General features: G+C 67.1%; 26 protein-coding genes and 4 pseudogenes. 19 read left to right on the forward strand and 11 right to left on the reverse strand.

Features of this window, described 5'->3' with window-relative positions:
- Positions 1-85: 85 nt before the first annotated feature.
- A complete protein-coding gene (locus ACFXN1_RS11230) occupies positions 86-1,126 on the reverse strand; it encodes an alcohol dehydrogenase catalytic domain-containing protein (RefSeq protein WP_379396030.1) in 1,041 nt (346 codons plus the stop codon).
- A 769-nt stretch (positions 1,127-1,895) separates the two neighbouring features.
- Between ACFXN1_RS11230 and ACFXN1_RS11235 the strand changes: the two genes are divergently transcribed.
- The 8 genes and pseudogenes from ACFXN1_RS11235 to ACFXN1_RS11270 all read left to right on the forward strand — a co-directional run.
- Positions 1,896-2,447 (forward strand): Chromate resistance protein ChrB, encoded by a 552-nt coding sequence (locus ACFXN1_RS11235; RefSeq protein ID WP_379445205.1) that lies wholly within the window; start codon positions 1,896-1,898, stop codon positions 2,445-2,447.
- Positions 2,448-2,477: 30 nt separating this feature from the next.
- On the forward strand, positions 2,478-3,092 hold the full coding sequence (locus tag ACFXN1_RS11240) for a phosphatase PAP2 family protein (protein WP_379445204.1): 615 nt from the start codon (positions 2,478-2,480) through the stop codon (positions 3,090-3,092).
- The gene (locus ACFXN1_RS11245) at positions 3,089-4,297 is read left to right on the forward strand and encodes an MFS transporter (protein ID WP_379445202.1); all 1,209 of its coding nucleotides are present in this window, start codon (positions 3,089-3,091) and stop codon (positions 4,295-4,297) included. Before ACFXN1_RS11240 ends, ACFXN1_RS11245 begins: the two co-directional genes overlap by 4 nt.
- Positions 4,298-4,442: 145 nt before the next feature.
- Positions 4,443-4,776, forward strand: a pseudogene (locus ACFXN1_RS11250) (transposase family protein); the annotation flags it as partial.
- 154 nt (positions 4,777-4,930) lie between these two features.
- A complete protein-coding gene (locus tag ACFXN1_RS11255; protein WP_379339831.1) occupies positions 4,931-5,275 on the forward strand; it encodes a YciI family protein in 345 nt (114 codons plus the stop codon).
- A 2-nt stretch (positions 5,276-5,277) separates the two neighbouring features.
- The gene (locus ACFXN1_RS11260) at positions 5,278-6,516 is read left to right on the forward strand and encodes an RNA polymerase sigma factor (RefSeq protein ID WP_379445201.1); all 1,239 of its coding nucleotides are present in this window, start codon (positions 5,278-5,280) and stop codon (positions 6,514-6,516) included.
- Positions 6,517-6,627: 111 nt separating this feature from the next.
- The gene (locus tag ACFXN1_RS11265; protein ID WP_379445200.1) at positions 6,628-7,305 is read left to right on the forward strand and encodes a hypothetical protein; all 678 of its coding nucleotides are present in this window, start codon (positions 6,628-6,630) and stop codon (positions 7,303-7,305) included.
- 64 nt (positions 7,306-7,369) lie between these two features.
- Positions 7,370-7,594, forward strand: a pseudogene (locus ACFXN1_RS11270) (ATP-dependent DNA ligase); the annotation flags it as partial.
- 125 nt (positions 7,595-7,719) lie between these two features.
- Here the strand turns inward: ACFXN1_RS11270 and ACFXN1_RS11275 are convergent.
- Complete coding sequence (locus ACFXN1_RS11275; protein WP_379445198.1) at positions 7,720-8,703, reverse strand: LysR family transcriptional regulator; 984 nt, start codon at positions 8,701-8,703, stop codon at positions 7,720-7,722.
- 140 nt (positions 8,704-8,843) lie between these two features.
- Here ACFXN1_RS11275 and ACFXN1_RS11280 point away from each other — a divergent pair, with 140 nt between their 5' ends.
- From ACFXN1_RS11280 to coaD, 3 genes and pseudogenes are all read left to right on the forward strand, one after another.
- On the forward strand, positions 8,844-9,092 hold the full coding sequence (locus tag ACFXN1_RS11280) for a hypothetical protein (RefSeq protein ID WP_379445197.1): 249 nt from the start codon (positions 8,844-8,846) through the stop codon (positions 9,090-9,092).
- Positions 9,092-9,604, forward strand: a complete 513-nt coding sequence (locus ACFXN1_RS11285) for a thioesterase family protein (RefSeq protein ID WP_379445195.1) — start codon at positions 9,092-9,094, stop codon at positions 9,602-9,604. Before ACFXN1_RS11280 ends, ACFXN1_RS11285 begins: the two co-directional genes overlap by 1 nt.
- 128 nt (positions 9,605-9,732) lie before the next feature.
- Positions 9,733-10,209, forward strand: a pseudogene (gene coaD, locus ACFXN1_RS11290) (pantetheine-phosphate adenylyltransferase); the annotation flags it as partial.
- A 391-nt stretch (positions 10,210-10,600) separates the two neighbouring features.
- Here the strand turns inward: coaD and ACFXN1_RS11295 are convergent.
- Complete coding sequence (locus ACFXN1_RS11295; RefSeq protein ID WP_379445194.1) at positions 10,601-11,335, reverse strand: carboxymuconolactone decarboxylase; 735 nt, start codon at positions 11,333-11,335, stop codon at positions 10,601-10,603.
- 88 nt (positions 11,336-11,423) lie between these two features.
- Here ACFXN1_RS11295 and ACFXN1_RS11300 point away from each other — a divergent pair, with 88 nt between their 5' ends.
- Entirely contained in the window at positions 11,424-12,062 is a 639-nt protein-coding gene (locus ACFXN1_RS11300; protein WP_379445193.1) for a TetR/AcrR family transcriptional regulator, read from the forward strand.
- 56 nt (positions 12,063-12,118) lie between these two features.
- Here ACFXN1_RS11300 and ACFXN1_RS11305 read toward each other — a convergent pair.
- The 4 genes and pseudogenes from ACFXN1_RS11305 to ACFXN1_RS11320 all read right to left on the reverse strand — a co-directional run.
- Positions 12,119-12,367: pseudogene (locus tag ACFXN1_RS11305) on the reverse strand (IS701 family transposase); the annotation flags it as partial.
- Between the two features lie 424 nt (positions 12,368-12,791).
- Positions 12,792-13,463, reverse strand: a complete 672-nt coding sequence (locus ACFXN1_RS11310; RefSeq protein ID WP_379445191.1) for a cysteine hydrolase family protein — start codon at positions 13,461-13,463, stop codon at positions 12,792-12,794.
- A gap of 113 nt (positions 13,464-13,576) precedes the next feature.
- Positions 13,577-13,882 (reverse strand): hypothetical protein, encoded by a 306-nt coding sequence (locus ACFXN1_RS11315; protein WP_379445190.1) that lies wholly within the window; start codon positions 13,880-13,882, stop codon positions 13,577-13,579.
- The gene (locus ACFXN1_RS11320; RefSeq protein ID WP_379445189.1) at positions 13,869-14,252 is read right to left on the reverse strand and encodes a hypothetical protein; all 384 of its coding nucleotides are present in this window, start codon (positions 14,250-14,252) and stop codon (positions 13,869-13,871) included. Before ACFXN1_RS11320 ends, ACFXN1_RS11315 begins: the two co-directional genes overlap by 14 nt.
- A gap of 217 nt (positions 14,253-14,469) precedes the next feature.
- Here ACFXN1_RS11320 and ACFXN1_RS11325 point away from each other — a divergent pair, with 217 nt between their 5' ends.
- The 5 genes from ACFXN1_RS11325 (at position 14,470) to ACFXN1_RS11345 (ending at position 20,743) form a co-directional block, all read left to right on the forward strand.
- Positions 14,470-15,351: a helix-turn-helix domain-containing protein gene (locus tag ACFXN1_RS11325; RefSeq protein ID WP_379445187.1), complete on the forward strand. Its 882-nt coding sequence runs from the start codon at positions 14,470-14,472 to the stop codon at positions 15,349-15,351.
- 2 nt (positions 15,352-15,353) lie between these two features.
- Positions 15,354-15,563, forward strand: coding sequence for a DUF397 domain-containing protein (locus ACFXN1_RS11330; protein ID WP_379445186.1), 210 nt, complete (start codon positions 15,354-15,356; stop codon positions 15,561-15,563).
- 487 nt (positions 15,564-16,050) lie between these two features.
- Complete coding sequence (locus tag ACFXN1_RS11335) at positions 16,051-17,067, forward strand: TIGR03617 family F420-dependent LLM class oxidoreductase (protein WP_379445184.1); 1,017 nt, start codon at positions 16,051-16,053, stop codon at positions 17,065-17,067.
- 252 nt (positions 17,068-17,319) lie between these two features.
- Positions 17,320-19,563 carry a DUF2267 domain-containing protein gene (locus tag ACFXN1_RS11340; RefSeq protein WP_379445183.1) on the forward strand — a complete coding sequence of 748 codons (2,244 nt, stop codon included), beginning with the start codon at positions 17,320-17,322 and terminating at the stop codon, positions 19,561-19,563.
- 28 nt (positions 19,564-19,591) lie between these two features.
- A complete protein-coding gene (locus ACFXN1_RS11345) occupies positions 19,592-20,743 on the forward strand; it encodes a site-2 protease family protein (RefSeq protein ID WP_379445182.1) in 1,152 nt (383 codons plus the stop codon).
- Positions 20,744-20,762: 19 nt separating this feature from the next.
- Here ACFXN1_RS11345 and ACFXN1_RS11350 read toward each other — a convergent pair whose 3' ends face one another.
- The 4 genes from ACFXN1_RS11350 to ACFXN1_RS11365 all read right to left on the reverse strand — a co-directional run bounded on the left by ACFXN1_RS11350 (position 20,763) and on the right by ACFXN1_RS11365 (position 24,337).
- Positions 20,763-22,421, reverse strand: a complete 1,659-nt coding sequence (locus tag ACFXN1_RS11350) for a SulP family inorganic anion transporter (protein WP_379463554.1) — start codon at positions 22,419-22,421, stop codon at positions 20,763-20,765.
- Positions 22,422-22,633: 212 nt separating this feature from the next.
- Positions 22,634-23,536 carry a universal stress protein gene (locus tag ACFXN1_RS11355; RefSeq protein ID WP_379446500.1) on the reverse strand — a complete coding sequence of 301 codons (903 nt, stop codon included), beginning with the start codon at positions 23,534-23,536 and terminating at the stop codon, positions 22,634-22,636.
- Between the two features lie 18 nt (positions 23,537-23,554).
- Complete coding sequence (locus ACFXN1_RS11360) at positions 23,555-23,815, reverse strand: SHOCT domain-containing protein (RefSeq protein WP_379396075.1); 261 nt, start codon at positions 23,813-23,815, stop codon at positions 23,555-23,557.
- A gap of 30 nt (positions 23,816-23,845) precedes the next feature.
- Positions 23,846-24,337, reverse strand: a complete 492-nt coding sequence (locus ACFXN1_RS11365) for an SDR family NAD(P)-dependent oxidoreductase (RefSeq protein WP_379446499.1) — start codon at positions 24,335-24,337, stop codon at positions 23,846-23,848.
- 178 nt (positions 24,338-24,515) lie between these two features.
- On the opposite strand from ACFXN1_RS11365, the gene ACFXN1_RS11370 reads away from it, so the two are divergent.
- Together ACFXN1_RS11370 and ACFXN1_RS11375 are read left to right on the forward strand one after the other, a co-directional pair.
- Positions 24,516-25,226 (forward strand): SRPBCC family protein, encoded by a 711-nt coding sequence (locus ACFXN1_RS11370; RefSeq protein ID WP_379446497.1) that lies wholly within the window; start codon positions 24,516-24,518, stop codon positions 25,224-25,226.
- Complete coding sequence (locus ACFXN1_RS11375; RefSeq protein WP_379446496.1) at positions 25,223-26,224, forward strand: Acg family FMN-binding oxidoreductase; 1,002 nt, start codon at positions 25,223-25,225, stop codon at positions 26,222-26,224. Before ACFXN1_RS11370 ends, ACFXN1_RS11375 begins: the two co-directional genes overlap by 4 nt.
- Positions 26,225-26,331 lie beyond the last annotated feature (107 nt).

Genomic DNA, 26,331 nt, shown 5'->3' on the forward strand with positions numbered 1-26,331 from the left:
CAGCCATTCACGGACAGAACCGCAACAGCGAAACCATCAGCAAATGCACGTAGTGGCCGCGTAGCGCGCGGCTCGAGCGCTGGTCTCAGTAGGTGATCACGGCGCGGAACCGCACAGCGCCGCCGGCCACGCGTTCGTAGGCGTCGGCGGCCTTCGCCAGCGGATAGGTCTCGACCATCGGTGTCACCTTGCCGGTGGCGACGAAATCGAGTGCCTGGGTGAGGTATTCGAAGCCGCCATGCGTCGCGCCGATGATCTGATTGCGATTGACCACGAAATTGATCCCGGTCTCCGGCCCCGGAATGACGAAATCGGTGTCGTGCGGCAGACCGACCAGCACCATCCGCCCTTCCGGACGCAACCCGTGCAGGCTGTCCATGGCCGCGCGGTTGGAGTTGCCGGTCATCAGGATGATGTCCGCGCCGCCCATCGCCTTCAGTTCTTCGCCGTCCGAGACCACCTCGTCCGCACCCAATTTCAGTGCGAGTTCCCGCTTGTCCGGTGAATGCGTCATCGCGACCGTCTCGAACCCGGCCGCCTTCGCATACTGCACCGCCATATGCCCGAGCCCGCCGATCCCCACCACGGCGACCCGCTCGTGCGGCTGCGGATTACCCGCGCGCAACGCACTCCACGTCGTGTAACCCGCGCAGGCGACCGGGGCAGCCAACTCGAAGGACAAGCCCTCCGGCAACAACACCGTGGCAGCCTCGGGCGCCGCGAAGTACTCGGCATGCCCACCCTGGACACTGAACCCACTGGTTTTCGGTGCAGCACAGCTCAAGCCGGCCACCCCACTGACCGGCTTGTTGAGCCGGCAGTACTCACATCGGCCGCACGTCTGCAGGATCCAGGTCGCCGCGACCCGGTCACCGACCACCCGCGAGTGCACCCCCTCGCCCACCGCGACGATCTCACCGACCGTCTCGTGCCCGACCACCCCGGGCACGCCCGTCGGGATCACTCCGGTGGTGGACCAGATGTCGGTGTAGCAGATTCCGCTGGCCCGCACCCGGATCAATACCTCGCCGGGACCCGGTTCCGGCCTCGGCAGTTCACGCACCTCCCACATCGCATTGACTGCCGGGACGTAGGCGGCCCGCATTTCCGCTGTCTTTTCCGTCATGGTTTCGCACACTGTCCGACGGCGCTGGCAAAGCGCTGTCAGCCGCTGCTCGCAGGCAGTGCACGCTCATGCCGCGACCCGCGCGGACAGGACCGACCGCAGCACCTGTCGGCGAACGTCCTGAACTACCGGGTTGAGTACGCAGGCGACTAGCCTTCGGCGATCGAGGGTCACTCTGTCGGTCGCGTTCTTTAGAGTTGTCAGATTGCAGGACAATGACATCGGAGACTTCCGGAACGGAATCTGATCGCGCGCATGATGTGGCTGCTTTGGTCGGTGCAGTGATTGGTCGTGTGGTCGCCGACGGGCTCCGGCGTGAGTCGATGGTTGGGGCGTCTGCTGGTCGATGCCGGCATCGAAAAGTGATGCCCAAGCGACAAATCCGCGCAAACTCGCAGCTGGGCGGGCCAGTCAGAGCATTCCCGCGCCTCAGGTCACCCGGAATCCCTTCTGAGCATTGGAATGTGCCGGTCCGGAATCTAAGAACCGACACCGACAAGTGTCGGAAAAGTCGGTAAGGATTCTATTCCGACGACTGTGCAGGGACCGGGTGTGTCGAGTTGGGGTCTACCCCAAAACGACAGCCCTGGTTGCGCGTCTTTGGACACCGGGTCCGAATCGCATTCCTGCCGATGCGTGTTCGGGTTGCCCGAGTGTCGAGAACTGATCGCTTCCGATCCACAAATGCCACGCACCCCGCGCACGAGGGCCTATCGGCTATGTGTCGCCCGATACCAACCCGTAGGTAACATCTGTTACATTTCATGTTGTGACGGCGAATCAGGCTGCGGCGCGGTGGCTGGTGTTGTTGGTCCGGGTGCCGGCCGAACCATCGCGGCATCGGGTGGCTGTGTGGCGTGAACTGCGCCGTGTAGGTGCTTTGCAAGTCGGCCAGGGCGTGTGGGTGGTGCCCGACGTTCCGGTGTTCGCTGACGGAGTCGCGCGGGTGATCGAGCTGGCTGCCCGCGGGACCGGTGAGGTGCTGGTGCTCGATGCCACGGGCCACGCCGACGCCGACACCGCGCGGTTGGAGGCGATGTTCACCGCCGAGCGCGGTGAGGAGTGGGCGGAGTTCCTGGCCGATTGCGCCGGGTTCGATGCCGAGATCGACAAGGAGATCGCCAAAGCCAAGTTCACGATGGCCGAGCTCGAGGAAGAGGAGCAGAGCCTGGAACGGTTGCGGCGCTGGCATCGCGACATCAAGGCCCGCGACGTGTTCGGTGCCCCTGCGGCCGCCGAGGCCGAGCGGCAGCTCGAGCACTGCGCCGATCGGCTGGCCGACTACACCGAGCGGGTCTTTCAAGCCCTGCACCAGATGTGACCGGCTGCTACTGGACTCGAGGGAGCCTCGATGAGCGTGGATACGCGAATCTTCTACGACATCAACGACTTTGCCCGCGATACCCCGTGGTTGCATCCGATCGTGTCCGGCTACGCCAATTACAGTGTCTTGCTGTTCGCGGTGCTGCTGCTGGCCGGATGGTGGATCGCCCGCCGCGACGGCGATCCCGCTGCGATAGTGGCGGCGGTGTGGGCGCCGCTGGGCATGTTGACCGCGCTGATGATCAACCAGCCGATCGCCGCCGCGGTCGATGAGACCCGCCCGTGTAATGCGTTGCACGACATCGTGATCCTGCACTGCAACACCGATGCCGGGTTCCCCAGCGACCACGCGGTCATGGCCGGCGCGGTCGCGGCCGGGCTGTGGCTGGTGAACCGGCGACTCGCGGTGCTCGCCGCGGTGGCTGCGGTCGTGATGACGTTCGCCCGGGTGTACATCGCCGCGCACTATCCCCAAGACGTCCTCGCGGGTCTCGCCCTCGGGGCCGCGGTCAGCCTTGTCGGGTTCTACCTGGCACGACCGCTCATGGCACGGTTGCTGGCCCTGCTCGCTCGTACTCCACTGCGCATACTGCTCACCGACACCGCCGTCGAACCCGCTGCCGCGCAGCAAGAATCGCGATGACCGCTATCCCCGGTACCCGAACCGGTCCAGGCCGGGCACGGCTGCTGCCGCTGTATGCGGCCGGGTTCGTGACCGCGTTCGGTGCGCACAGCATCGCAGCCAGCCTCGCCGGATATACCGGACAGCAGCACGCGAGCCTGCTCACCTTGGGGCTGCTTCTGGCCGTCTACGACGGTGCGGAGGTGCTGCTCAAACCCGTCTTCGGAACGTTGTCCGACCGCGTCGGAGCGCGGCCGGTGCTGCTCGGCGGGCTGGTTGCGTTCGCGCTCGCGTCCGCGGCGTTCGTGCTGGTCGGCAATCCTGGCCTGGTCGGTGTCGCACGATTCGGTCAAGGCGCGGCCGCGGCCGCGTTCTCTCCAGCCGCCGGGGCGATGGTCGCCCGGCTCACCCCGGCCGGCGGACACGGGCGCGCGTTCGGCAGCTACGGCGCGTGGAAGGGCCTGGGCTACACCCTCGGCCCGCTGCTGGGCGGCATCCTCGTCTCCATGGGCGGCTACGGCCTGCTGTTCACCGCCCTCGCGGTACTCGCCACAGCAGTCGCTGTGTGGGCGGCGCTGGTCGTGCCCACCGTCGAGGTGCTGCCGAAAACCCGTCAGACCGTGCTGGATCTGGCACGCCGCCTCACCAGCGGCCCGTTCCTACGCCCCACGGCCGCCCTGGCCGGAGCCACCGCCGCGCTCGCGGTCGGGGTCGGATTCCTGCCCGCGATCGGTTCCCGCCACGGCCTGGGGCCGCTGGCCACGGGCGCTGTTGTGTCGCTGCTCGCCGCCACTGCCGCGCTCGTTCAACCACGCGCCGGGCGCGCCCGCGACACCGCACGGCTCCAAGATCGATCCGGTATGGCAGCCGGGCTCCTGCTGGCCGCGATCGGGATCACCATCGCCGCGGCCCTGCCCGGGACAGCGGGGACGGTGTGCGCTGCCGTAATCATCGGGGCCGGTACGGGACTCATCACCCCCCTCGGATTCGCGCACCTGGCCGCGACGAGCCCACTCGAACGGCTCGGCCAGACCATGGGTGCCGCCGAACTCGGCCGCGAACTCGGCGACGCCGGCGGCCCGCTTCTCGTCGGGATCGTCGCCACCGCCGTCACACTCGACACCGGCCTGCTCACGCTCGGCGCACTCCTCGCAGCCCTCGCCGCCGTGATAACCCTGACCACACGAGCAGCCACCGTCGCCCACACCGATACCGGCGCCGCCTGACACCGCGAAAACCACGCCATCTACCGCTGCGAGTCACAACGGCCCTCACCTGGCAGGAGTGTTCGTGTTCGGCAGGCCATCGTTTTCCGAACGTGAACGGGAGCTGGCAACATCAAACGACCGCGGCGGCGAGCTCTTGTTTGCGTTGCCCGGCAGTGTGCACGACAGCAAGGCCGCCTGGATTTGGCAGATCGTGCGCGAGCTCGCGCACTGCGGGCTGATCGTGCTGGCGGACAAGGGGATACCACGGCGTCGAGGGCTGGCTCACCCCGTACATGGGACGCGACAGGCCCGAATCGCAGAAGCAGGCCAACCGCGCCCACGCAAGGCTACGCAGCCCCGGCGAACGCGCCAACGCCCAGCTCAAGACCTGGAAGGTGCTGCGAAAGCTACGCTGCTGCCCGTACTGGGCCGGGCAACTTGTCAAGGCAGTCGACCTCCTGCAAGCCCGCGAGCTTCAAGCCGCAACCCGAGGCTGAAAGGGCTCACTGCACGACTCGTGGCCGATGCTGGCGCAGGGCGTGGGCCTGACGATCTAGGAGATCGATTCCGGACCTGTCGATTCCGCGGTGGTCTGCGCGTCGAAGAGTTGAATGGTCCGAGAGGCGGACCGGACAGCGAGAGGACGGCATCATGGCGGAGTATCTGGTCTTGATCTACCAGGACGAGCGGTTGGCCGGGGACACCTTGTCCAGCCGGTCGGTGACGCAGGGGCATGCGGACTTCATGGCCACGAACCAGGCGGCGCTGCGCGGCGGAAACGCTGTGGAGTACAGCGATGCGGCGACCAGCATACGGCCCGACGGTGCAGGCGGGTTCGTGGTGACCGATGGGCCCTTCGCCGAGACAAAGGAGCAGATCGGCGGGTACTACCTGATCGAGGCGTCCGATTTGGACGAGGCGATCAGCCGCGCCAAGCAGATCCCGATGTCTGCGGGCGGCGTCGAGGTCCGGCCGATTCACGTATTCGAGCCGTAGCGATGCCCAGTGCCGCGGTAGCGGCGGCGGTCGCCGATGCGCACCGGCGCGAGTGGGCCTTCGTGCTCGCCGCGACGGTGCGCGTCACCCGCGACCTCGACGCCGCCGAGGAATGCGTCCAGGACGCCTACGCCCAGGCCCTGACCCGCTGGGAAAGCGCCGTGCCCGCCAAGCCGGCGGCCTGGCTGACCACGGTGGCGCGCAACCGCGCGCTGGACCTGCTACGCAGGCAGGCGACGGCGAAACGATCTCTGCCGCTGCTTGTTTCGGACGATTTCGGCGACGACGTCGCGAACACCGTGGTCGCCGAGCGGGATATCCCCGATGATCGATTGCGATTGGTCAGCACCTGCTGCCACCCGGCACTGTCGCTCGAGGCTCAGGTGGCGCTGACGCTGCGGCTGGTGTGCGGGTTGACGACCATCGAGGTTGCGCGAGCATTCCTGGTGTCGGAGTCCACCATGGCGGCGCGAATCACCCGCGCCAAGAAGAAGATTGCCGCCGCGCGGATCCCCTATCGGGTCCCCGCTCCGGCAGAGCTGCCCGAACGGATCGACGCGATCTTGACGGTGGTGCACCTGCTGTACACGACGGGCCACACCGCGCCCCACCACGCCGAGCTGAGCCGACGCGATCTCACCACGCGCGCAATGGATCTGGCCCGCATGCTCCGCACCCTGCTGCCCGAGAATTCGGATGTGTCCGGGCTGCTGGCACTGATTCTGCTGACCGAAGCGAGGCGTCCGGCCCGCACCGACACCGACGGCAATCTGCTGCGACTGTCGGAACAGAACCGAAACCTGTGGGACCGCGGCGACATCGACGAAGGCATCGCATTGGTCCGAGAGTCATTGCGGCGCAGACCCGGCCGATACGCCTTGGAAGCAGCAATCGCGGCCGTACACGCGGAGGCACTCACCTACGACGACACGGACTGGCACGAAATCGTCGGACTCTACGGAGTTCTCGCCCAACTGTGGCCGTCACCGGTGGTGGCATTGAATCGCGCCGTGGCCCTCGGCCTGGCCGCAGGCGCCGAGTCGGGATTGGCAGCGCTCGACGAGCTGAGCACCGAGCCTCAGCTGGCCGGCTACGGATATCTGGCCGCAGCCCGCGGACATTTCCTCGCCGCGCTCGGCCGACCGACCGAAGCGCAGACGGCGTACGAGGAGGCCATGTTGCTCACCGACAACGAGGTGGAACGACGATTCCTCGCGGGCCGGCTGGCCGAACTGGGGTGAACCCGCGAACGGGGCCGCGGCCGACCGATCGGTCGCAGCGGGAAAACCGGCACCCCATGCCCGCAATGACGCCGATTCGGAGTCGGCGATCAGATCCCCGCCGCGAGAGGCTTGTTCGCCCGCGCCATCCTGCAGAGCGGACCAACACCCCGACCAACCCGAGCACAACAGGACGCGCAAAAGATCGGCGAGATCTTCATCGAGAAACTGGGCGTCGATCCGCGTGCCGCCCCCGTCGCCGCAATGCTCGACGCCGCCGCCCGAACCGCGACGGAGCTGGCGTCAGCCGGTGGAGTCGCGTTGCCGCCGTTCTATCCGGTCTCGGGCGCAGAACCGCTACACACACTGGGCGCGAGTCTCGCCGACAACGTCACAAGCCTGGATGTGCTCTGCGGCTGGAACCTCGACGACACCTCAGCATTCACCGCGACCGCCCCGGGACCGGAAACCCTCGAGTTGACCGAACAACTGCTCGCACAACCGGTGCGGGCGTTCGCGGCCGAGCTCGACGACGCGGGCGCCCGCGTGCACATCTACCGCTTCGACTGGCGCCCCGAGGGATCGGCGTTCAGCGCGACACACGGCGTCGAACTACCTCTGCTCCTGGGCACACGACAAGCATGGCAACCAGCACCGATGCTCGGCACCACCACATGGACCGATATCGAGAGACTCGGCGCTCAACTACGCAGAGTCTGGGGCTATTTCGCACGAACCGGACACATCGACACCGAATCACCGACAGCCCTACCGATGATCTGGGGCCCCGGTAGGGCTGCTCCACGGTGAGAATTGCGCGATGGCGCGGTGAGCGACTGGGTTGCGTCCGAATGGGGCTGCCGCACCAGCGCCGATGCTCGCTACGGCCGGGCCCGCTCCCGCCGACGACGACACCCGGTACGCCTACGAATGGAAGCACAACGGAATCCGCTGCCTGGCACGGATTTCCGACGGCGTATGCCACATGGTCAGCCGTAACGCCAACTCCCTCAACCCGGCCTTCCCCGAGATCTCCCACACCCTGCTGTCGCTGGCGGCGGGGCGGGAGATGACCCACGACGGTGAACTGGTGGCCCCGGACCACGACGGGGTGCCGCCGAGCGCGCGGCATCGTCGATCGGAACGATCGTTTGCCGACAACACCGAACCCTCGGTAAGCAACGCGCGGATCGCGGTGCGGACGTTGGTCTCGGTGCCGAGTTCTCAATGGTCTCGGCATTGCTGTTCGACCATGTCTGCAAAGCTTCTCGCCAGCGGGCTGAGTGTTTCCCAGCGGCGGACGGCCCATCCGACGGTCAGTGGAGCAAGGAACGGTAAAGGCTGAAATCGCAGTGGCCGGTGCGAGGCGGCGGCGGAGTCGTACGGCAGCGAGGGAACTATCGCGTGGCCGACGCCGAGTTCGGCGAGCAGGACTGCGGTGTTCCAGTCTGCGACACCGGTTTCGGGTGTCAGCTGGATTCCGAGTCGATTGAGGACGGTGTCGAGGTGGACACGCGATACTGCGTTGTCAGGTAGTTGGATGTGTCGGATCGCCGTGAGGTCGGCCGGTGTGATCGAGGGCCGGTCAGCCAGAGGGTCGTCGTCTCGGGTCGCCAGCACCCAGGGCAGGTCCATGACGGGGCGTTGTTCGATGCCAGGGATCGCATCGGCGATGGTCACCCACGCCAGATCGACGAGGCCCTCGGCAAGGGATTCGAAGCATCGGCGACTGGAAATGATCGTTCGGAACTCGAGTCTGGCGTGGGGATAGCGTCGGCGGAAGTCGACGACGGCTTCGGACATGAAGTTGCGGATGGTTGTCGCTCCTGTGGTGATGCGAACGGAACCGGTTTGGCCACGGGCCATTTCGCGAAGTTGGCGTAGCGCCAGGTCCACGCCGACGATGCCGTCGCGCGCTGCCGTATACAGCACGAGCCCTTCCGCGGTGGGGGTCACGCCGTCAGGTCCGCGTTCGAGCAGCCGTACGCCGGTGGCCTTTTCGAGCCGTTTGACGTGCTGACTCACCGCGGGCTGGGTACACGCGAGGTCGCGAGCAACGGCACTGAGGTTTCCGGCCTGACAGACCGCCACGAATACCCGGAGGTCATCGAAGGTCATCCGCATCGAGCCCACCGTAATGCGTGTCCGGTTCAAAGCTGAATCTTGGGGATTACCAAGGCAAACCGAGGATTGACCGGCTGCGCGCACGTCGCTGATGATCTTTGTGGGCCCAGGGCGGCAACCCGCCCCGCTTCTTCGGCTCGTCCGGATCAGGGCGGAGCAGAGGGGCGGGTGCCGACCCGCACATCGCAAGATCGTCGTCAACCGGATCGGAGGGGATATGCATCATGAGTATCACCGAACAACAGGTGATCACCGATCAGCCGTCAGTCCACACGCGAGCGCTCATCACCTGGATTGCTGTCTACCCGACCATCACGATCACGCTGGCGTTGATCGGCCCGACGACAGCACACACCCCGCTTCCCTTTCGCACACTGCTGCTCACCATCATCGTGGTCCCGATCGTCATCTACCTGCTGGTACCGGTCTTGACCAAGACTGTCCGCCGACTGACCGCCCGGATACGCAACTGATGTCCGCCTGCACCCGATTACGGCGGTCCCATACAAGTGGGGGCGCTGTGCGAACTCTCGAATGCGATGTCGACGCAACGTGGATCGACATCAATGATCACATGAACGCCCAGTTTTACGGGATCGTGGTCTATCGGGCGCACGCCGCGTTCACCGAGGTTCTGGGTCTGGGCGACGATTACGTCAGGAAGACAAGGTTCGGCAAGGTTGTCGTGCAGACCGCAATGACCTACGAACGAGAAGTACGCCGTGGGGCACGGTTGGCAGTCGATTCCTGGCTGCTGGGTGTGGATACCAAACGCCTGCACTTCTTCCACGAAGTCCGCACTCTCGGCAACCAAACCCGAGTCGCCGCATCCGAGCAGTTGGACCTGCATGTCGACCTCGAGACGAGAAGGACTACCCCCATGCCCGCCGACCTCCTCACCCGGCTGAAGCGTTTCGCTGCCGAACAGGGCGCCTCAGGCCGACCCGATGGTGTGGGGCGCGCGATCATCCTTCCGCGGACTTGACCGGCGAAGCCGATGGCATCATCGGGACCCTCACGGGCACTATCGAACCGATCGCGGCGCAGCGGAAGGCTGCCCTCCCGGGCAATGACGACAACGAAGTGAGCGAAGTGATCATGGGCGAACCGGCCATCCGGCGCGTGGTCTGCCCGGGCTCCTTCGACCCGGTGACCAACGGACACTTGGACATCATCGGCCGCGCCGCGATGCTGTTCGACGAGGTGATCGTCGGCGTCGGCAAGAACGTCGGCAAGCGCGCGCTGTTCACCGCCGAGGAACGGGTCGCCATGATCCGCAACGTCACCGGCGCATATCCGAACGTCCGCGTCGAGGCCATCGACGGGTTGCTCGCCGACTTCTGCGTGCAGCGGTGCGCGCGCGCCATGGTGAAGGGCCTGCGCGCGGTGAGCGACTACGAGTACGAACTCACGATGTCGCAGATGAACCACAGGCTGTCCAACGTGGAGACACTGTTCGTGGCCTCCGATCCGGAGTACAGCCACCTATCCTCGTCGCTGATCAAAGAGGTCGCGGACCTCGGCGGCGACGTCTCCGGGCTGGTCCCCGACCATGTTTCGCGCGTTGGACGCTCAGATGCCGAAGCCTCACAGCACCCGAAATGCGATGAGGCTAGGGATGTTCCAGGCCATTCCAGACAGCACCGATCATCGGGAGCGCTGGGAATCTGCACGGACGCACGGGGATTCAAGTGCGCCACCCAATACTGCAACGACATTCAGGTGAGTGGATGGCCGCGACGTCGGTAGTGGGATAGACGGGCTTGGTGTTGTCGGCGTCGTCGCCATCGTGACCAGGCCCAGGGGCGGTGGCTGGTGAGGACGAAGGCGATGAGCAGGCGGCGGATCCGCCTTTCCGACCCTCGCCGCCGCACTCACCTGCTACCAGAAGCTGGCGAAGGCTAAATCAATGACATGAGACGCGGTCTCAGAACGCGTCTCATGTCAACCTGTCTCCTTGTCGTCGATATCGATGGACGGCTCAGCGCGCTCGGTCGGTCCAACCCGCCTCGGCGGCGTGGGCGTGAAATGCCTGCCACGCGTGCCACATTCGGGTGGCGCCGAATTGAGCGGTGTAACGCAGCACCCCACGCACGTCCGACAGTGTCGCGCCCGCGCCCAGTGCCCGCTCGATGTGGATGCGGAAGGTGTCCCGCAGCGTCTGATAGTGCACGTCCACGCTCATCGTCGCGAATGCCCGTTCCCGCACGGTCAATGTGCCCGGGCCGGACGGCAGCCGCATGCGGGACTGCAGGTCGAAGAACTCGGCGAAGTGCGGGTCCAGCTCCGCCAGCGTGGCACGGACCGACTCGGGCAGCGGGCTGGCCGGCGCATCCGGTCCGGTGGACAGCAGCTCGTCGTCGAGCGTAGCGACGTCGGGGCGGGGCAGACCGAGCGCTGCCTCGATCTCAGCCAGCCGTTCGAAAGCCCCCAATGCCGCGTGATAGCCGCTGTCGTAGGAGATCAGACGGAGCAGCGCACGGATGTCGGCGGTGGACACTCCACGCTTCAGGCCCGCGCGCACGTGCAGCTCGAAGGGTAACCCGAGCGCCTGTTGGCAGACATCGGCAGTGATTTGCAGGAATACCTTCTCCCGATCGGTCAACTCGGACACCGAATCGGCTTGCGCGACGGTGGCAGCACCCATTTGCGCGAATGCCGGGTCCAGCGCACGCAGATCAAGCGTTGCAGCCTCGATGATGTTGCTCGGGGTCACGACCCCTCCTATCAATGAACAACCATAGCGCTACAGGTGTAGCGCTATAACCGTAGCGCTAAGAGTGTCCGGTTACAATGGCCGAATCATGGACGACACAGCTACCTCCACCGCCCGTCGGCGGCCGAATGCGCGCGGCCAAGGCGAACTGCTGCGCGAGGACATCGTCACCACCGCCGTGCGGATGCTTGACGAGCTGGCCGACGATCAGGCGCTCTCGCTGCGCGCGGTCGCCCGTGAAGTCAAGATCGCCGCCACGTCGGTGTACCTCCACTTCCCCGACCGGGATTCCCTTGTGTTGGCTGCCACCCTGCGTTGCCACGAAGAACTCGTGCAGCTCGGCGATTCGGCCGACGCGGCCGAATCCGATCCCGGTGCGGGTCTGCGCGCCCGCATCCTGGCGCAGGCAGGCTGGGCCGAGGATCACCCCGGGCTGTACAAGGTGCTACACGAGAGCACGGTGCACCGCAGACTCGGCATGCCGTTCAAAGAAGTCATGGTCCAACGCACGATCGACTCGGTGCAGCGATGCATGGACGCTGGCCTCGCACCGTCGGACGATGCGACCACCGTGGCGATCGATCTGCGGACTGCCGTGAACGGCATGCTCTCCCAACGTATCAACGAACCCGATTTGCCCTGGCCGCCCGTCACCGAACAGCTGGACCGTTTCCTTGCCAAACTTGTCGGAATCGACAGGCCCAGTACTGCAACGACATTCACGTGAGTGGGTGGCCGCGGCGTCGGCAGTGGGAGAGTCGGACTTGGCGTTGTCGCGTCGTGCTCGACAACATAGTCACGCACATCGTCACGGACCGCGTCGACGTCCCAATCGGCCGCGCGTAGCAGTCGCTGCATCCCCTGCGGGCCAGTCTCGCCGGCCCGCTCGGGCAGGGTCCACCCGTTCTTGCGTTCCAGCCCCGCCAACAATCCCGACACGTACTCGCGCGCCCGGACCCGCGGCTCCGACCGCGCGGACCGGACCCCGATCCGCGAAATCAACGAATCCAACTCGGCCACAACATGATCCAACGCCGCACAACAGATCTACCAGCGCCAACCCACACAGGTGTCGTTGCAGTATCAAAGGTGGCGGGCGCTGTGGTGGATGCGGACAGTGCGGCTGGATTCGGTTGGCACGGTGAGCCTTCCGGATCCGGTCGTCGATACGGGGTGGGATAGGTCGTGGTTCGAGCCCGCCCGCACGATCGGACATCTTGTGACCGCTGAGCCGTGGACCTCTGACATGGACCGGTGCCGTGCGGGTGCGCTGGGATCGCGAACAGCTCATCGGAGGCCAGCCCATCGAGGCTCGTAAGTAGGGCGCTGCGCGTTCTCACCCGGGTTCGGAACAGGACGAACCAGACCCTGACGGGAGGACGAAGTGAGCCAATTCTGCGCGGCCACCCTCGTCAGCTTCGTCTCGATCACCAACGTCGACGGCTGGAGAGAATGATCAGTCCGTGGTGAGCCACGTCGACACGTCGGCGAGGGTGCGCACGTGTACTCCGATGGCCCGGCATTCCTCCGCACCCCGGGGGTAGAGTCCTGACATCGCATCGGACACCAAGACCGTGCGGAAATCACGCTCGGAGGCTTCATAGATCGACGTGCGGGGGCAGTTGGGGAAGTTGCATCCGGCGAACACGATGGTGTCGACCCCGCTCGCGCGCAGATGCTGTTCCAAACCGGTGCCGTAGAACGCTCCCCACCGCGGCTTGTACATCACATACTCGGCCGGACCGACCTGCTGCGACTGCCCGGCGAGCAGCCGCTCGTGCTCCAACTCAACTGCGCCGGGCAGCAATTCAGGCGCGATCTGCGACCCTTCCGATCCCGGCACGGCGATCTGCGCACCCGATTCGACCGCATGCCGGCGAACCAGATCCACATTCGAACCGTCACGCCGGTACAACCGCACAACGTGCACGATCGGCCTGCCCTGGCGGCGGAACAGATGCACGAGTTGCGCCATCGCGGGAATCACTGCGGCGGTGCCATCGATCCGCGCCGGGGCGTCGTCCTCGTAGAAGTCACGTTGCACATCGATGAGCACCAGAGCCGACGACGACGCGCGGGGCGTGAGATAGGGGTCGGTTCCCACGCTCGTGGGTTCGCTGATCGTCATGGTGTCAGTTATCTCCTCGAATGACGAAGTCCTCTGTGCAAGAGAGTAATCCGCACGGGTCGACACATGCCGCCGCCATGACCGGCGAGTTGTCGCTCGCCCGGCGAAGGCGGTCAGTTCATGTTCATGGTGTGGCGTTCGATCACGTCCTCGACCGGGCGACCGCGTTCACCGGGTTCCGACGGTTCGGTGCCGTCGAAGATGGCGTCGAGGATCGCGGCGTGGTCGAGGGTGGCGGGAATGCGGTGGGAGGCGCGGGCGCTGACGATGACCGCATGCAGGACAGCCGCGTAGATGAGCGAACGGGGTGCGGTCAACCGCCACCCGCGACATTCGCGGTCGCACAGCCGGGCTTCGACGGTGTCGAGTACGTCCTGGATGACTTGAATCTCAATCCGGTCGGGGTCATCGCAGGGCATGATGACCTCCGAAAAACAGTGCGCCACACCCGAAAACCGCCATCCGCAACACGGCGAAAAGGGACCTACGGTGCACACCCGGCACCCGTGCCGCACGCGGATCGAGCACCATGCGCCCTGCCACGACCAGCGCGGTCCGCGCCCGCCACCGCACCCAGCAGCTGTCCACCCCGCATCCGAGATGCAGCTGCATGGCGGTATGCGCCTGTCCGGCAGTCAATGTGCCAGGATCGTCGTAGCACGACCACAGCCCACGCACCGCATACCCGGCCGCGCCGACCTCGGCGTGCTCTGTGTCAACGGTTCGCTGCTTCTCACGTTCGATGCGGTCGATGATCGCCTGCACCGACCACGGATTCTCTCGGGACATCGCCTGACCCCCTGCGTAATCGGACGACTATCGTGCACCCGGCCGGAGAGATGGAGCGTGCGGTGGATTCCCGGTGGGCGTGGAACCAGCACACCACCGTCCATGCAGAGTGGCAATGCCACGCTGGCAAATTCGTGATTCCGGTGCAAAACCCCAGGGAGAGTGCCATTCTGACCTCACTCCATTGCCAAGTTGAACATGCCCCGGGGAGCGGATCATGGTGAAGGATGGATCGGGTTCGTCGTTGCCACGTCGACAGCTGGGACGGTATCTGCGCAGGGGACGCCTTGACGCGAACCTCACCCTCGAGCAGGTCGCGCCGATAATGGAGTGGAGCATCTCCAAACTAGGACGTATCGAACGCGGCGAAACGGGCAAACTTACGGCTCGCGATATCGAAGCGCTCTGCGGCGTCCTCGGTTTCACCGCCGAGACCACTGCGGCCATGGTCGGCCTCAACCGGCAGGCAGCGGCGAAGAGCTGGTGGCACTCGTTCGGTGATCTGATCCCCGAGGGCTTCAATGTCTTCGTGGGGCTGGAGACTTCGGCTCAGTCGATGGATATCTACCGGCCCGACGTGGTCCCAGGGTTGCTCCAGACCGCCGACTACGCTCGCGCACTCGATCGCATCTACTTTCCGAACGATTCCGAAGACGAGCAGGATCGTCGGGTTCAGTTGCGGATGAACCGGCAGACGATCATCACCCGCAAAGCGAGACCAACGAAAACCAGTGTGGTGCTGCATGAATCGGTACTGCATACGGTGGTCGGAGGACCAGCGGTCATGGCCGGGCAGCTGCGGAAGCTCGCCGATATCAGCACCCGGCCGAACGTCAGCATTCGTGTGCTGCCGTTCAATGCCGGTCTGCCCGTGGGCACTCCGGTCGGCCCGTTCGTCATCCTCGACTTCGCCGCCGACCAGACCCATGAGAAAGAACCGACCGTTATCTACGTCGAGAACTTCACCGGCGATATGTACCTTGAGGGAGAAACGGACGTCCAGCACTACCGAGTCGCATCCGCGATATTCCAGCGCGCCGCTCTCGACGCGGTGAGCAGCAGAAACCTGCTCCGGCAGGTGGCACGAAAGGACAACTGAAGGTGAGTGTTGACCTAGCCGGCGCACAGTGGTTCAAGAGCAGCCGCAGCTCCGCGGGAAAAGAATGCGTCGAGGTCGCGTTCCTCGACAAGGGGCTCGTGGGAGTTCGCGACTCGAAGAACCCGACCGGCCCCGCCCTCGTCTTCGCCCCCGGCGAATGGGATGCCTTCGCCGCCGGCATCATTCGAGGGGACTTCAACTGCCCGGCCTGAGGACCGATCAGTGCCAAATGTGGGAAGAACCCCATCTGTACAGGCGGCACTATCTGCGCTGGGTGTCGTGAAGCGATCGAGGCATTCCACGCGAACATTCCCTCATGCGCCACTAGTGCCGTTCGCGCAGGCCACATGTGGCGTCAATTCCCAAGCGATTGAGATCATCATCCGTGGCCAGAGAATGCCCGCCCGGGCCACCCTGAAAGAATTTGCCGCCCGGGCGGGCGCTAACCCTTTGCGCGCCGACGCGGTGTTGTTTGGGGTGTCGGCATCGAGAAACCTATCGCGGCAGTCGCATTCCATCGATGACGCACAGTGCCGCTCATGCGACAGTATGTGCCGGTGCTGACCGGCGCGGTTCCACTTGGTGGCCTCGCCGCCAGCATCGTTCGAGGGACTTCGACGGCTCGGCCTGAGGGCCGATGAAGCGGTGCGCCCGCTACCGTCTGCGGTGAGAATGCACCGATGCCGAGGAAGACGGTTGATGAAAGTCTATGCAGCCCTGGATCCGCGACTACCGTTGTCCGAGGTGCCACGGGTGGCGCGGCGGGTGGAGGAGCTGGGATTCGATGGGGTTCACATCCCCGAGACGATCCACGATTCGTTCGCGGTCGCGCTGCTGGCGGCGGAGCACACCAGCCGGATTACCGTGCGCACCGCGATCACGCTGGCCTTCGTCCGGAGCCCGACGCTGGTCGCGTACAACGCCTGGGATCTCGCGAAATTCTCCGGCGGGCGCTTCGAGCTGGGGCTCGGAACGCAGATCAAGCAGAACATCGAAGGCCGTTTCGGGATGCCGTGGACCGAACCCGTCGCACGGATCGGCGAGTACGTGACCGTGCTGCGAGAGCTGTTCGCCGCGTTCGCATCCGGCGATTCGATCCATTTCGAGGGCGACAGCTACCGGCTGACCCGGTTGCAGCCCTACTTCAACCCCGGCCCCGACGACATCGCCCCGCCACCGATCCTGCTCGGCGCGGTCAATGCCGGGATGTGCCGCCTCGCAGGACAACTCGCCGACGGCGTGATCACGCACTCCACCAACTCCGATCCGGGATACCTGCGCGACGTCGTCCAGCCCGCATTGCACGCGGGCGCCGCCGAACGCTCACGCCGGGCCCCCGGAATCATCGCCGCGGTCCCGATCGCCACGGGCGCCACGGCAGCCGAGGTGGCACGCGACCGTGAGCGGCAGCGGCGGCTGCTCGCCTTCCTCTACTCCACCCCGTCCTACCGGCCGACGCTCATACGCGTCGGTATGCCCGAATTGTTCGACCGCCTACGCGAATTGGTGAAAGCGCAACGCTGGGATCAACTCCACGACGTGGTGACCGACGACGTCCTCGACGCGCTGCTCATCTGCGGCGACTACGACGCCCTGCCCGACCTCGTGCGTGACCGCTACGCCGGCCTCGTCCACGGCATCGTCCTACCGGCACCCACAGCCGACCCCGAGGGCACCCGTTTGATGCACGCGATCGAGTCCCTCCGAGCGTCGTAGCGGGAAGCACGCCCTTCGTGTGCCCGCGTCTCCATCCGACCGCGAGGGTGTGCGGTGGCGAACGGCTCCGGGAAAGCACAGGTTGGAGCCCCGCGGTGATCGCGACACCGCACGCCCGTGCGCTCAGACCGCTCCGGCAGCTGCTGATCGGCGATGTAGTTACGGACGATTGCCGGTGACGGGACCGTTGTCGTCACCGCGGGGACCGAAGTCCTCTGTTCCCGCCCGCCCGGAGCGCGGAGTGTGGGAGGCATGGACACGAACGCCTCCACGTCACGTCCTGTCGTCCGGCCCGACGACATGCGACAGCGGGCGGCGAACCACGCCGTGGCTGCCGAGCACCTGCGCAGCGAGATCCTCCATGATGCGCGCGCCGCCGAGCTGCGGGAGACGCACACCGGGCTGGTGGTGTTGTTCGGGGATCGGGCGTACAAGGTGAAGAAACCCATCGTCACCGACTTCCTCGATTTCGCCACGACCGAGGCCAGGGAACATGCGCTGCGCCGCGAACTCGAATTGAATCGGCGCTGGGCGCCCGATGTGTACCTGGGCCTGGCACATCTCACCGGTCCGGTCGACGGTCCTGGCGAGCCCGTGCTGATCATGCGGCGGATGCCGGAATCTCGGCGGTTGAGCAGGCTGGTCGCCAGCGGCGAGATCGACCGGGCGGAACTGTCCGAGCTGGCGACGGTGGTGGCCCAGTTCCACCGCAGTGCCGTCCGCAGCAGCACGATCGATCAGGCGGGAACGGCACAGGCCCTGCGGCAGCGATGGCGAATCCTGTTGCGCGACCCTCGATCCCATCCGCTCAGTGCGCTCGATCCCCTGCTGGTCGACCGCATCGAGCGGCTGGCCATGCGTTTCCTCGACGGCCGGGCGCCGCTGCTGGCCGAACGCATTGCGGACGGCCGGATTCTGGATGGGCACGGCGATCTGCTGACCGAAGACATCTTCGCGCTCCCCGACGGCTTCCGGATCCTGGACTGCCTCGACTTCGACGATTCCCTCCGCGCTGTCGACGGCCTCGACGATGCCGCCTTCCTGGCGATGGATCTGGAGTTCCTCGGCCAACCGCAGCTCGCCGAGGACTTTCTCACCGATTACCTGCGCGCGGCCGGGGATTCGCCGCCGGCCTCACTGCGCCACCACTACATCGCCTACCGGGCCATGGTGCGGGCCAAGACGAACCATATCCGGGCCGCACAGGGCGACGAGCAGTTCGTCGGTCACGCGATCCGGCACCTGGACCTCGCGGTACGGCACCTGGAGGCCGGCGCGGTGCGGCTGGCTCTGGTCGGCGGCCTGCCCGGGACCGGAAAGTCCACTGTCGCAACCCGTCTCGCACAGCTCACCGGCGCCGAGGTGATCTCGAGCGACACCGTGCGGGCCCGGCTCCGCGCCTCGGGAGCGATCACCGGTGCGAGGGGCGTCTTCGACGCCGGGGCCTACCGGCCCGATGCGAGATCACTGGTGTACACCCACATGCTGGAAATGGCACGCCGGCGACTCGGGCTCGGCATCTCGGTGATACTCGACGCCTCCTGGATCGATGCCGCTGAACGGGCCCGCGCCCAGGCGCTCGCGGCGGGCGCCCACGCCGAGCTGATCTCGCTGCGCTGTGAGTGCCCGCCCCGGACGTCCGACACGCGCATCCGCACGCGCCGCGCCGGTGATTCCGAGGCCACGCCCGAAATCGCGCACGCACTGGCCACGTCCAGCTCTCCGTGGCCGGACGCGACTACCGTGGATACCACCACCTCGATGGATGCCACCATCGCCCAGGCATTGCGCGGGTGGAACCAGACCTGTCAGCTCAGTGCGTTCTCATCTCCCGAAAGGACGTGTCCCATGAGCCATCACACCGATCCGTTCGCGCGGAGCGTGCACACCGCCCACGAATGGCTGGCGGCCGTGGCCGAGGCGATGGGCACCGAGGATCGCTTCCTCGCCCATCGCGCCCTGCGCGCATGGTTGCACACCGTGCGCGACCGCTTGGGCGTCAATGCCGCCGCGCATCTCAGCGCCCAGTTGCCCGAGCTGCTCCGCGGCACGTTCTACGAGGGCTGGATCCCGGCCCACGTGCCGGTCCCGCGCGATGTGCCGTCATTCCTCGCCCAGTTCGCCCATGCCGCGGGCGTCACTTCCGAGGAGGCCGTGCCGCTGGTGGGGGTGGTGACCGATGCCCTCGCCGACCTCTTCTCTCCCGGTCAGCTCGACCATGTGCTGGCGCAGCTGCCGGCGGCGCTGCGCTTCCTCCTGCTCGGCACCGACCTGGCGGCGGTCTACGGGGGCGCGGCGGTCCCCACACAGCCGGGCCCGATGCAGACCGATGACATCGAACGACGCCTGACCGCGCTCACCGAGGCCGTCACCGCGCTCGTGCGTGGCCTCGAGTATCCCGCCGACGCCGGACCGGACGAGCACGGCGGATTCTCGGCCGCGCAGCAGGCCCATCGCATCCTGCTCGCTCAGGGGCTGACCGGGGCCGAGCACTGATCCGACCGGCACGACAGACGAGGACACCATGCAGCTCCGATCCACGGTCCCACTGGGAAGAATCGCCGGCATCCGGGTCGCCGCGCACTGGTCGGCGGCCGTCACCGTGGGGCTCTTCACGTGGATCCTCGCCGCCTACCTCCGTGGCACCGCCGGCGCCGGAATCATCTGGGCCGCGGCGATCGCCGGCGCTCTCGGATTGGTCGCCTGCCTGCTCGCACACGAGCTCGCACATTCGATCGTGGCCACCCGCAATGGGATTCATGTCGAACGCATCGTGCTGTGGCTGCTCGGCGGGGCCTCCGAGCTGACCGACGAGCCCAAGGATGCCCGGACCGACCTACGAGTCGCCCTGGTCGGCCCCGCCACCAGTCTGATGCTCGGCGTGCTGGCCTACGGCGCGGCGGCCGTGTCGTCGGTCTTCTCCCCCGGCGGCCCGGTCACCGCAACCCTCTTCTGGCTCGCCACCGTGAATGTGGTTCTCGCCGTGTTCAATATGCTGCCGGGGGCGCCCCTCGACGGTGGGCGCGTCGTGCGGGCGGTGATCTGGTGGCGCAGCGGCGACCGCCTGCGCGCCGCGACCACGGCCGCCCGCACCGGCCAGGTCCTGGGCATGGTCCTGGGCGGCCTCGGCAGTGCCGAGATCATCGCGTTCCGCGACTTCAGCGGCCTGTGGCTGATACTGCTCGGCTTGTTCCTCTACAGCGCCGCCAACAGCGAGCTGACCATGGCGGGCCTGCGACATCGCCTGGGCGCCACCACCATCGGCGATGTCATGACCCCCGCGCCGCGGATGGCCGATGCCGCATGGACCCTCGACCAGCTCCTCCGATCCGACCTCGTCTACACCCACCACCACCTCTTCCCGGTCGTCGACCAGAACGGCCACCCGAACGCCGTCCTCGCCTGGGCCGATCTCCTGCGCACCCGCGCAGGTCCGCACCCCGGCCTGCGGGTCGCTGACCTCGCCCGCCCGCTCCCCCCGGCCGCCATCGCTCACTCCGACGATCTGCTCGCCGACGTCATCTCCCGAATCGTCCTGCGCCCCAACCTCGATGCCGTCGCCGTCACCGACCCTACCGGCCGCCTCACCGGCCTGGTGACCGCTACCGACCTCGCCCTGGCCTGCAACCGCTCCGCCCTGGGGCTCCCCGCCCGCCCCTCCACCAACACGCACTGAACAGCGCGGACCAGGGATGTCAGGCGCCCGCTACGTGACCGTCCCCGACCACCGCGGGCGCCAGCTTCCGCGCACAGGTGATGGCATCGGGCGTGTGGGTGAACAGGTGCGCGGCGCCGCCCGCGGGCAGGGCCCCGATCGCGGTGAGACGGCGCTGGTGTTCGGGGCGAAGCCCGGACATGAGCACGACGATGTGGCGGTGTTCGAGTTTGCCGATCGCATCCTTGAGCACCAGCGCACCGGTGGTGTCCAGCGCGGTGACGTGCGACATGCGCAGGATCACCACATGCACATCCGATACCTCGGCCAGCTCCAGCAGGAATCGGTGCGCGCCGGCGAAGAACAGCGGCCCGTCGAGCCGATAGGCGACGATGTGTTCGTCGAGCAGGTCGTGCTCCTCGGCCAGATGATCTCCCTCGTCCAGCGGAATCTGTTGTAGGCGAGCCTCTTTCGCGACCGCGCGCAAGGCGAGCACCACCGCGATCCCCACACCCACCGCCACCGCGGTCACCAGATCGGCGGCGACGGTGACAAGGAACGTGACGCCCATGATCGCCGCGTCTCCCTTCGAAGCGCGGGCGATCGCCACCAGCGACGCCGTCTCGACCATCCGCACCGTGGTCGCCAGCAGCACCCCCGCCAGCGCGGCGAGGGGAATCTGCCCGACCAGCGGGGCTGCCAGGAAGACGATGGCCGCCAACACGATCGCGTGGGTGAGCGCGGCCAGCCGGGTGCGACCGCCCGAGCGGACGTTCACCGCGGTGCGCGCGATCGCGCCGGTGGCCGGGACACCTCCGAACAGCGGTGCGGCGATATTGGCCAGGCCCTGACCGAACAGCTCGCGGTCGGAGTTGTGGCGTGTCCCCACGGCCATTGCATCGGCGGCCGTGGCCGACAGCAGCGACTCCAATGCCGCCAGCGCGGCTACCGCCAACGCTGGCGCCAGCAGCGAACCCAGCTGATCGGCATGAAGGAAACCGAGGCCGGGGGCCTGCAATCCCGACGGGATGGCGCCGATCCGCTCCAACGGCAGATCGAACACCGCCACCGCCGCGGTCGCCAGCGCCACGGCCAGCAGCGCGAACGGCCAGCGGGGCAGATACCGGCCACCGACCAGCATGAGCGCTGCCACCAGCAGGGCGGTGGCGATCGGCAGCGGGTCGAGATGCCCCAGGTACTGGCGCACGGCGTCGGCGGCGGCCTGCCACACCTTGTCCCCGTGCGCGTGCGCGATACCGAGCGCGGCCGGGACCTGTTGCAGCGCAATGACCACCGCGATACCGGCGGTGAAGCCCTCGATCACCGGGGCGGGCATGTAGCGCACCGCACGCCCGACCCCGGCGACCGCGAGCACCACCAGCACGAGCCCGGCCAGCAGCCCCACGGCCAGCACCCCGCTCGCACCATGCTGATGGAAGATCGGCACCAACACCACGGTCATCGCCCCCGTGGGCCCCGACACCTGGAACCGCGATCCGCCGAAGACCGCCGCAACCGCGCCCGCGATCACCGCGGTCGCCAGGCCGGCGGCTGCGCCGAGGCCCGAGGAGATCCCGAAGCCCAGCGCCAACGGCAGCGCGACCAGGGCGACGATCAGCCCGGACAGCAGATCCGCGCCCGGAGCACGCACGCCCGCACGCCAGTCCAACCAGACCGGCAACAGTGCCCGCACGCTCACAGTTCTTGCACCAGAGCCGATTTCAACGCTGTCGGTTGCTCCAGTACTGCTGCCGGCCGCTCCGCAGTGGTCTGATCGTCCATGGCAACATTCTCCTTCACCAATAAACTAGGTTATTAGTTTAGAAAACATGCAATCAGTGAGTGGCGCGCACCCCCCTTGTCGGGGGGCGGTACTGCAGTTACCACTACGCCGAGACCATGTCGGCCCGGTCAGCGGGTCGGCACCACGATCATCGGGCATTCCACGCTGTGCAGCAGCGCGTTGCTGGTCGAGCCGAGCACCATGCCGGTGAAACCGCCGCGGCCGTGACTGCCGACCACCAACAGCTGGGCGTTCTCCGCCGCATCCAGCAGGGACTGGATCGGGCGGTCGCGGACCAGGATCCGGCGGACCTGGACGTCCGGATAGCGCTCCCCGAATCCGGCGAGCCGTTCGGCGAGCAGTTCGGTTTCGCGGTCGCGGACGGCGTCCCACCCCGGCAGCGGCAGGCCGTCACGGTTGGTGTCGCTCCAGGCGTGCAGCGCGTCGAGCCCGACCTTGCGACGGGATGCCTCCTCGAAAGCCAGCGTCAGGGCAGGCACGCTGTTGGGTGTGCCATCGACGCCGACGAGCACCGGCTTCTCCGCTGACACCGGGTCGATCGCCGCTGTCGAATGCACGATCGCGATCGGGCAGTGGGCATGCCGTGTCACCGCGGTACTGACCGATCCGAGCAGGCCGCGCCGGATCGCGCCGTGCCCGCGGCTGCCCACCACCAGCAGGCGCGCGTGCCGCGACCGTTCGATCAGAGACGGAATCGCCGTGTCGAAGGTGATATCGGTGCGGATGGACAGGCCGTCGCCGACGGCCGCGGTGCGCGCCACGCGACTCGCTTCGGCGACCACCCGTTCGCCATCGAGGCGGAGCCAATCGGTGTCGGTATTGGTCAGCATCGCACCGGGCCCCCATCCGCCGGGCACCGCCATCGAGGTGACGATCTCGAGCGGCGAGGCGTGCAGTGCCGCATCGACAGCCGCCCAGGCCACGGCGAGGTTCGAGACGGCCGATCCGTCGGTTGCCACGACGACCGGCGGATTCAATTGCCCGCCAGGGGTTTCGGAGATCTTCGACATGCTCGCACTCCCGTCGTTCTACTGCCGCGCGCCCGAGGCCCGCAGTGCGGCAAGGCGATTGGTGTATTCGGTCTCGTCGATCTCGCCGCGCGCGAAACGCTGGGCCAGCAGTTCCTGCGGCGACGGGGATTCATAGCGGCCCGAGCGGCCCGGGTCGGATACCGCGAACCGGACCGCGAGCGCGATCCCGACGATGAGCAGGGCCCAGAAGACCAACATGCCCACGCCCATCCAGGCGTAGCCCCAGCCACTCATGTCGTGGCCGTACCAATACATCATGGCGATGCCTCCAGTTCTTTCGTGTCGCCATTACCGCTGGTCTGCACCAGATGTTTCGATCAGCCCGGCCTGACAGCTGGTCGCGCCGCCGTCGACCACGAATTCCGACCCGGTAGAGAAAGTCGCCTCCGTGACGAGGAACCGCACCATGGCCGCGACCTCCTCCGGTTCGCCGAATCGCGCCAGCGGCTGGGTGGCGGCGATCGACTCGTCCAGGCCGGTGGTCATCGCCGTATGGATCAGCCCGGGGTGCACCGAGCACACGCGAATGCCGGACGAACCCAGTTCCAGCGCCGCGGCTTTGGTCAATCCGCGCAGTCCCCACTTGCTGGCGACGTATCCGCTGATGCCCGGGTAGCCCACCAGGCCGGCGGTCGAGGCGATGAGTTTCGTCCCGGCGTCGGTGCGCAGGTCCGCGATGACGACGCCGAAGCCCGCCTTCACCAGTTCCGCGACCACCGCCGCGCCGATTCCCCGCGCACCGCCGGTGACGAGCGCGCTCCGGTCCACGAACTCCGTCATTGCCTGTCCTCCGATCCGTGCGAATCCACTGTTCGTTCACAGCATCCCGCGCGGGCGAGCTGCGGCGAGACGGCCGAAAGTCACCGGTTCCGAGGGCGGATGTCGGGCCATCGGTCCCTGCGGAAATCCCGCGGCGCGGCCGAGGATCGACATCGACGTCCCACCGAGAGGAAGAACCGTGAAGACACCATTGGCGACCGTGATCGGCGTGGCCTCGGCCCTCACCGGGCTGGCGGCCGGATACCGGCTCTTCGCACGCACCAAGTGCGTGACCTGGGGCTCGACCGCCGAGGAGGTCGGTCGGGCGATGCCCGGCGACGGACTGCTGGCCGAAGCCGGCACCGTCACCACGCGTGCGATCACCGTCGCCGCCACGCCGGAGCAGATCTGGCCGTGGCTGGTTCAGATGGGACCGGGCCGGGCCGGCGCCTACACCTACGACTGGATCGAGAACCTGCTCGGCCTGGACATGCACAGTGCCGACCAGATCCTGCCGGAGTATCAGCAGCTCGCGGTGGACGATGTGCTGCCGATGGGCAAGTCCGGTCCCGCGATGCGGGTGGCTGTGCTGGACCGTCCGAGCGGCTTCGTGCTGGCCTCGACCGACCACCGCTGGGTGTGGGCGTTCGGCCTCTACCCGACCGCCGAGGGCACCCGGTTGATCAGCCGCAACCGCATCGCGCTACCGGATGCCGGTCTGCTGCAACGGCTCTTCTACATGCTGATCATGGAGCCCGGCAGTCTCATCATGGAGGCCAAGATGCTGCGGGGCATCAAGGAGCGGGCCGAACGCACCGCGCCGGCACTCGCCCTGGTGACCAACGTCCCTGGTCAGCAGGCGGAAAGCCCGTATGTTCCGGACTGGCCGACGCGAACACTCGAAGTATGACCGCAATGAACGCCACCCCGCTCGCCGTACCCGACCACCGCACGCTGAGGGCCGCGATGCTGCTGGCTTCGCGCGCGCCCTCCGTGCACAACACCCAGCCCTGGCATTGGCGCTTCGACGGCGCGCGGCTGCACCTGCGCACCGATCCCGACCGGCTGCTCACCGCCGCGGATCCGCACGGCCGGCAGCAGGTGATCAGCTGCGGCGCCATGCTGCACCACGTCCGCACCGCGTTCGGCGCGCAGGGCTGGCACACCGACACCACCCGGGTCCCGGACCCACTGGATCCCGGCCGCCTGGCCGAGATCAGCTTCCGGCCCTGGCCCGATCCCCCATCGGGTTTGGTGGCCCGCGCGGGCGCCATCGAAGACCGTCGCACCGACCGGCTGCCGCTGGGCGCGCCCGGGGACTGGGAAGACCTCCAGCGGAGGCTCCGAATGCTGGTCTCGCCGTACTACCTGGAGCTGGACACGCTCGACGACGCGGTACAGGCCAGGCTGGCCGCGGTGTCCCAGCAGACAGCGGCGCTGCGCCGGCACGACATGATGTACCAGGCCGAAATCGGCTGGTGGGCAGGGCATTCCGGGGTTCCCGAGGGGGTTCCGTCGGCGGCGCTGGTCTCGGACGCGGAATTCGCCCGGGTCCGGGTGGGCCGGGTCTTCCCGTCTGCGCCGCACTCCATGCGGCGCGCGGAGACCGACGACCACGCCGGGATGGTGATGCTCAGCTCGGAGGGTGATTCCTTACCCGAGTGGCTGGCGACGGGCGAGGCCCTGTCGGCGGTCCTGCTCGAATGCACGGTGGCCGGGCTGGCGACTTGCGCGCTCACCCACATCACCGAATTGCCCACGGCCCGAAACATTCTCACCAACCTGCTGCGGCATCCCGGCACACCGCAGCTCGTCGTGCGTATCGGCACCGTGCCTGCCGGGGAACCGCCCCTGCCGCCGACTCCCCGGCGCCCGCTGGCCGACATCCTCACGATCGAACAGGGCTGACACAGGCGAGCGCGGCGCCGCTCCCCGACCGCACGGCGCGCCGTCCGCGGCTGCCCACACGGTCGGCTCGAGATGGGCGGAATCAGCCTGCTCGTCGGTTGCCCGAT

Origin of the sequence: Nocardia sp. NPDC059154, from assembly GCF_042755705.1 — a bacterium.
Taxonomy (GTDB): Bacteria; Actinomycetota; Actinomycetes; order Mycobacteriales; family Mycobacteriaceae; genus Nocardia.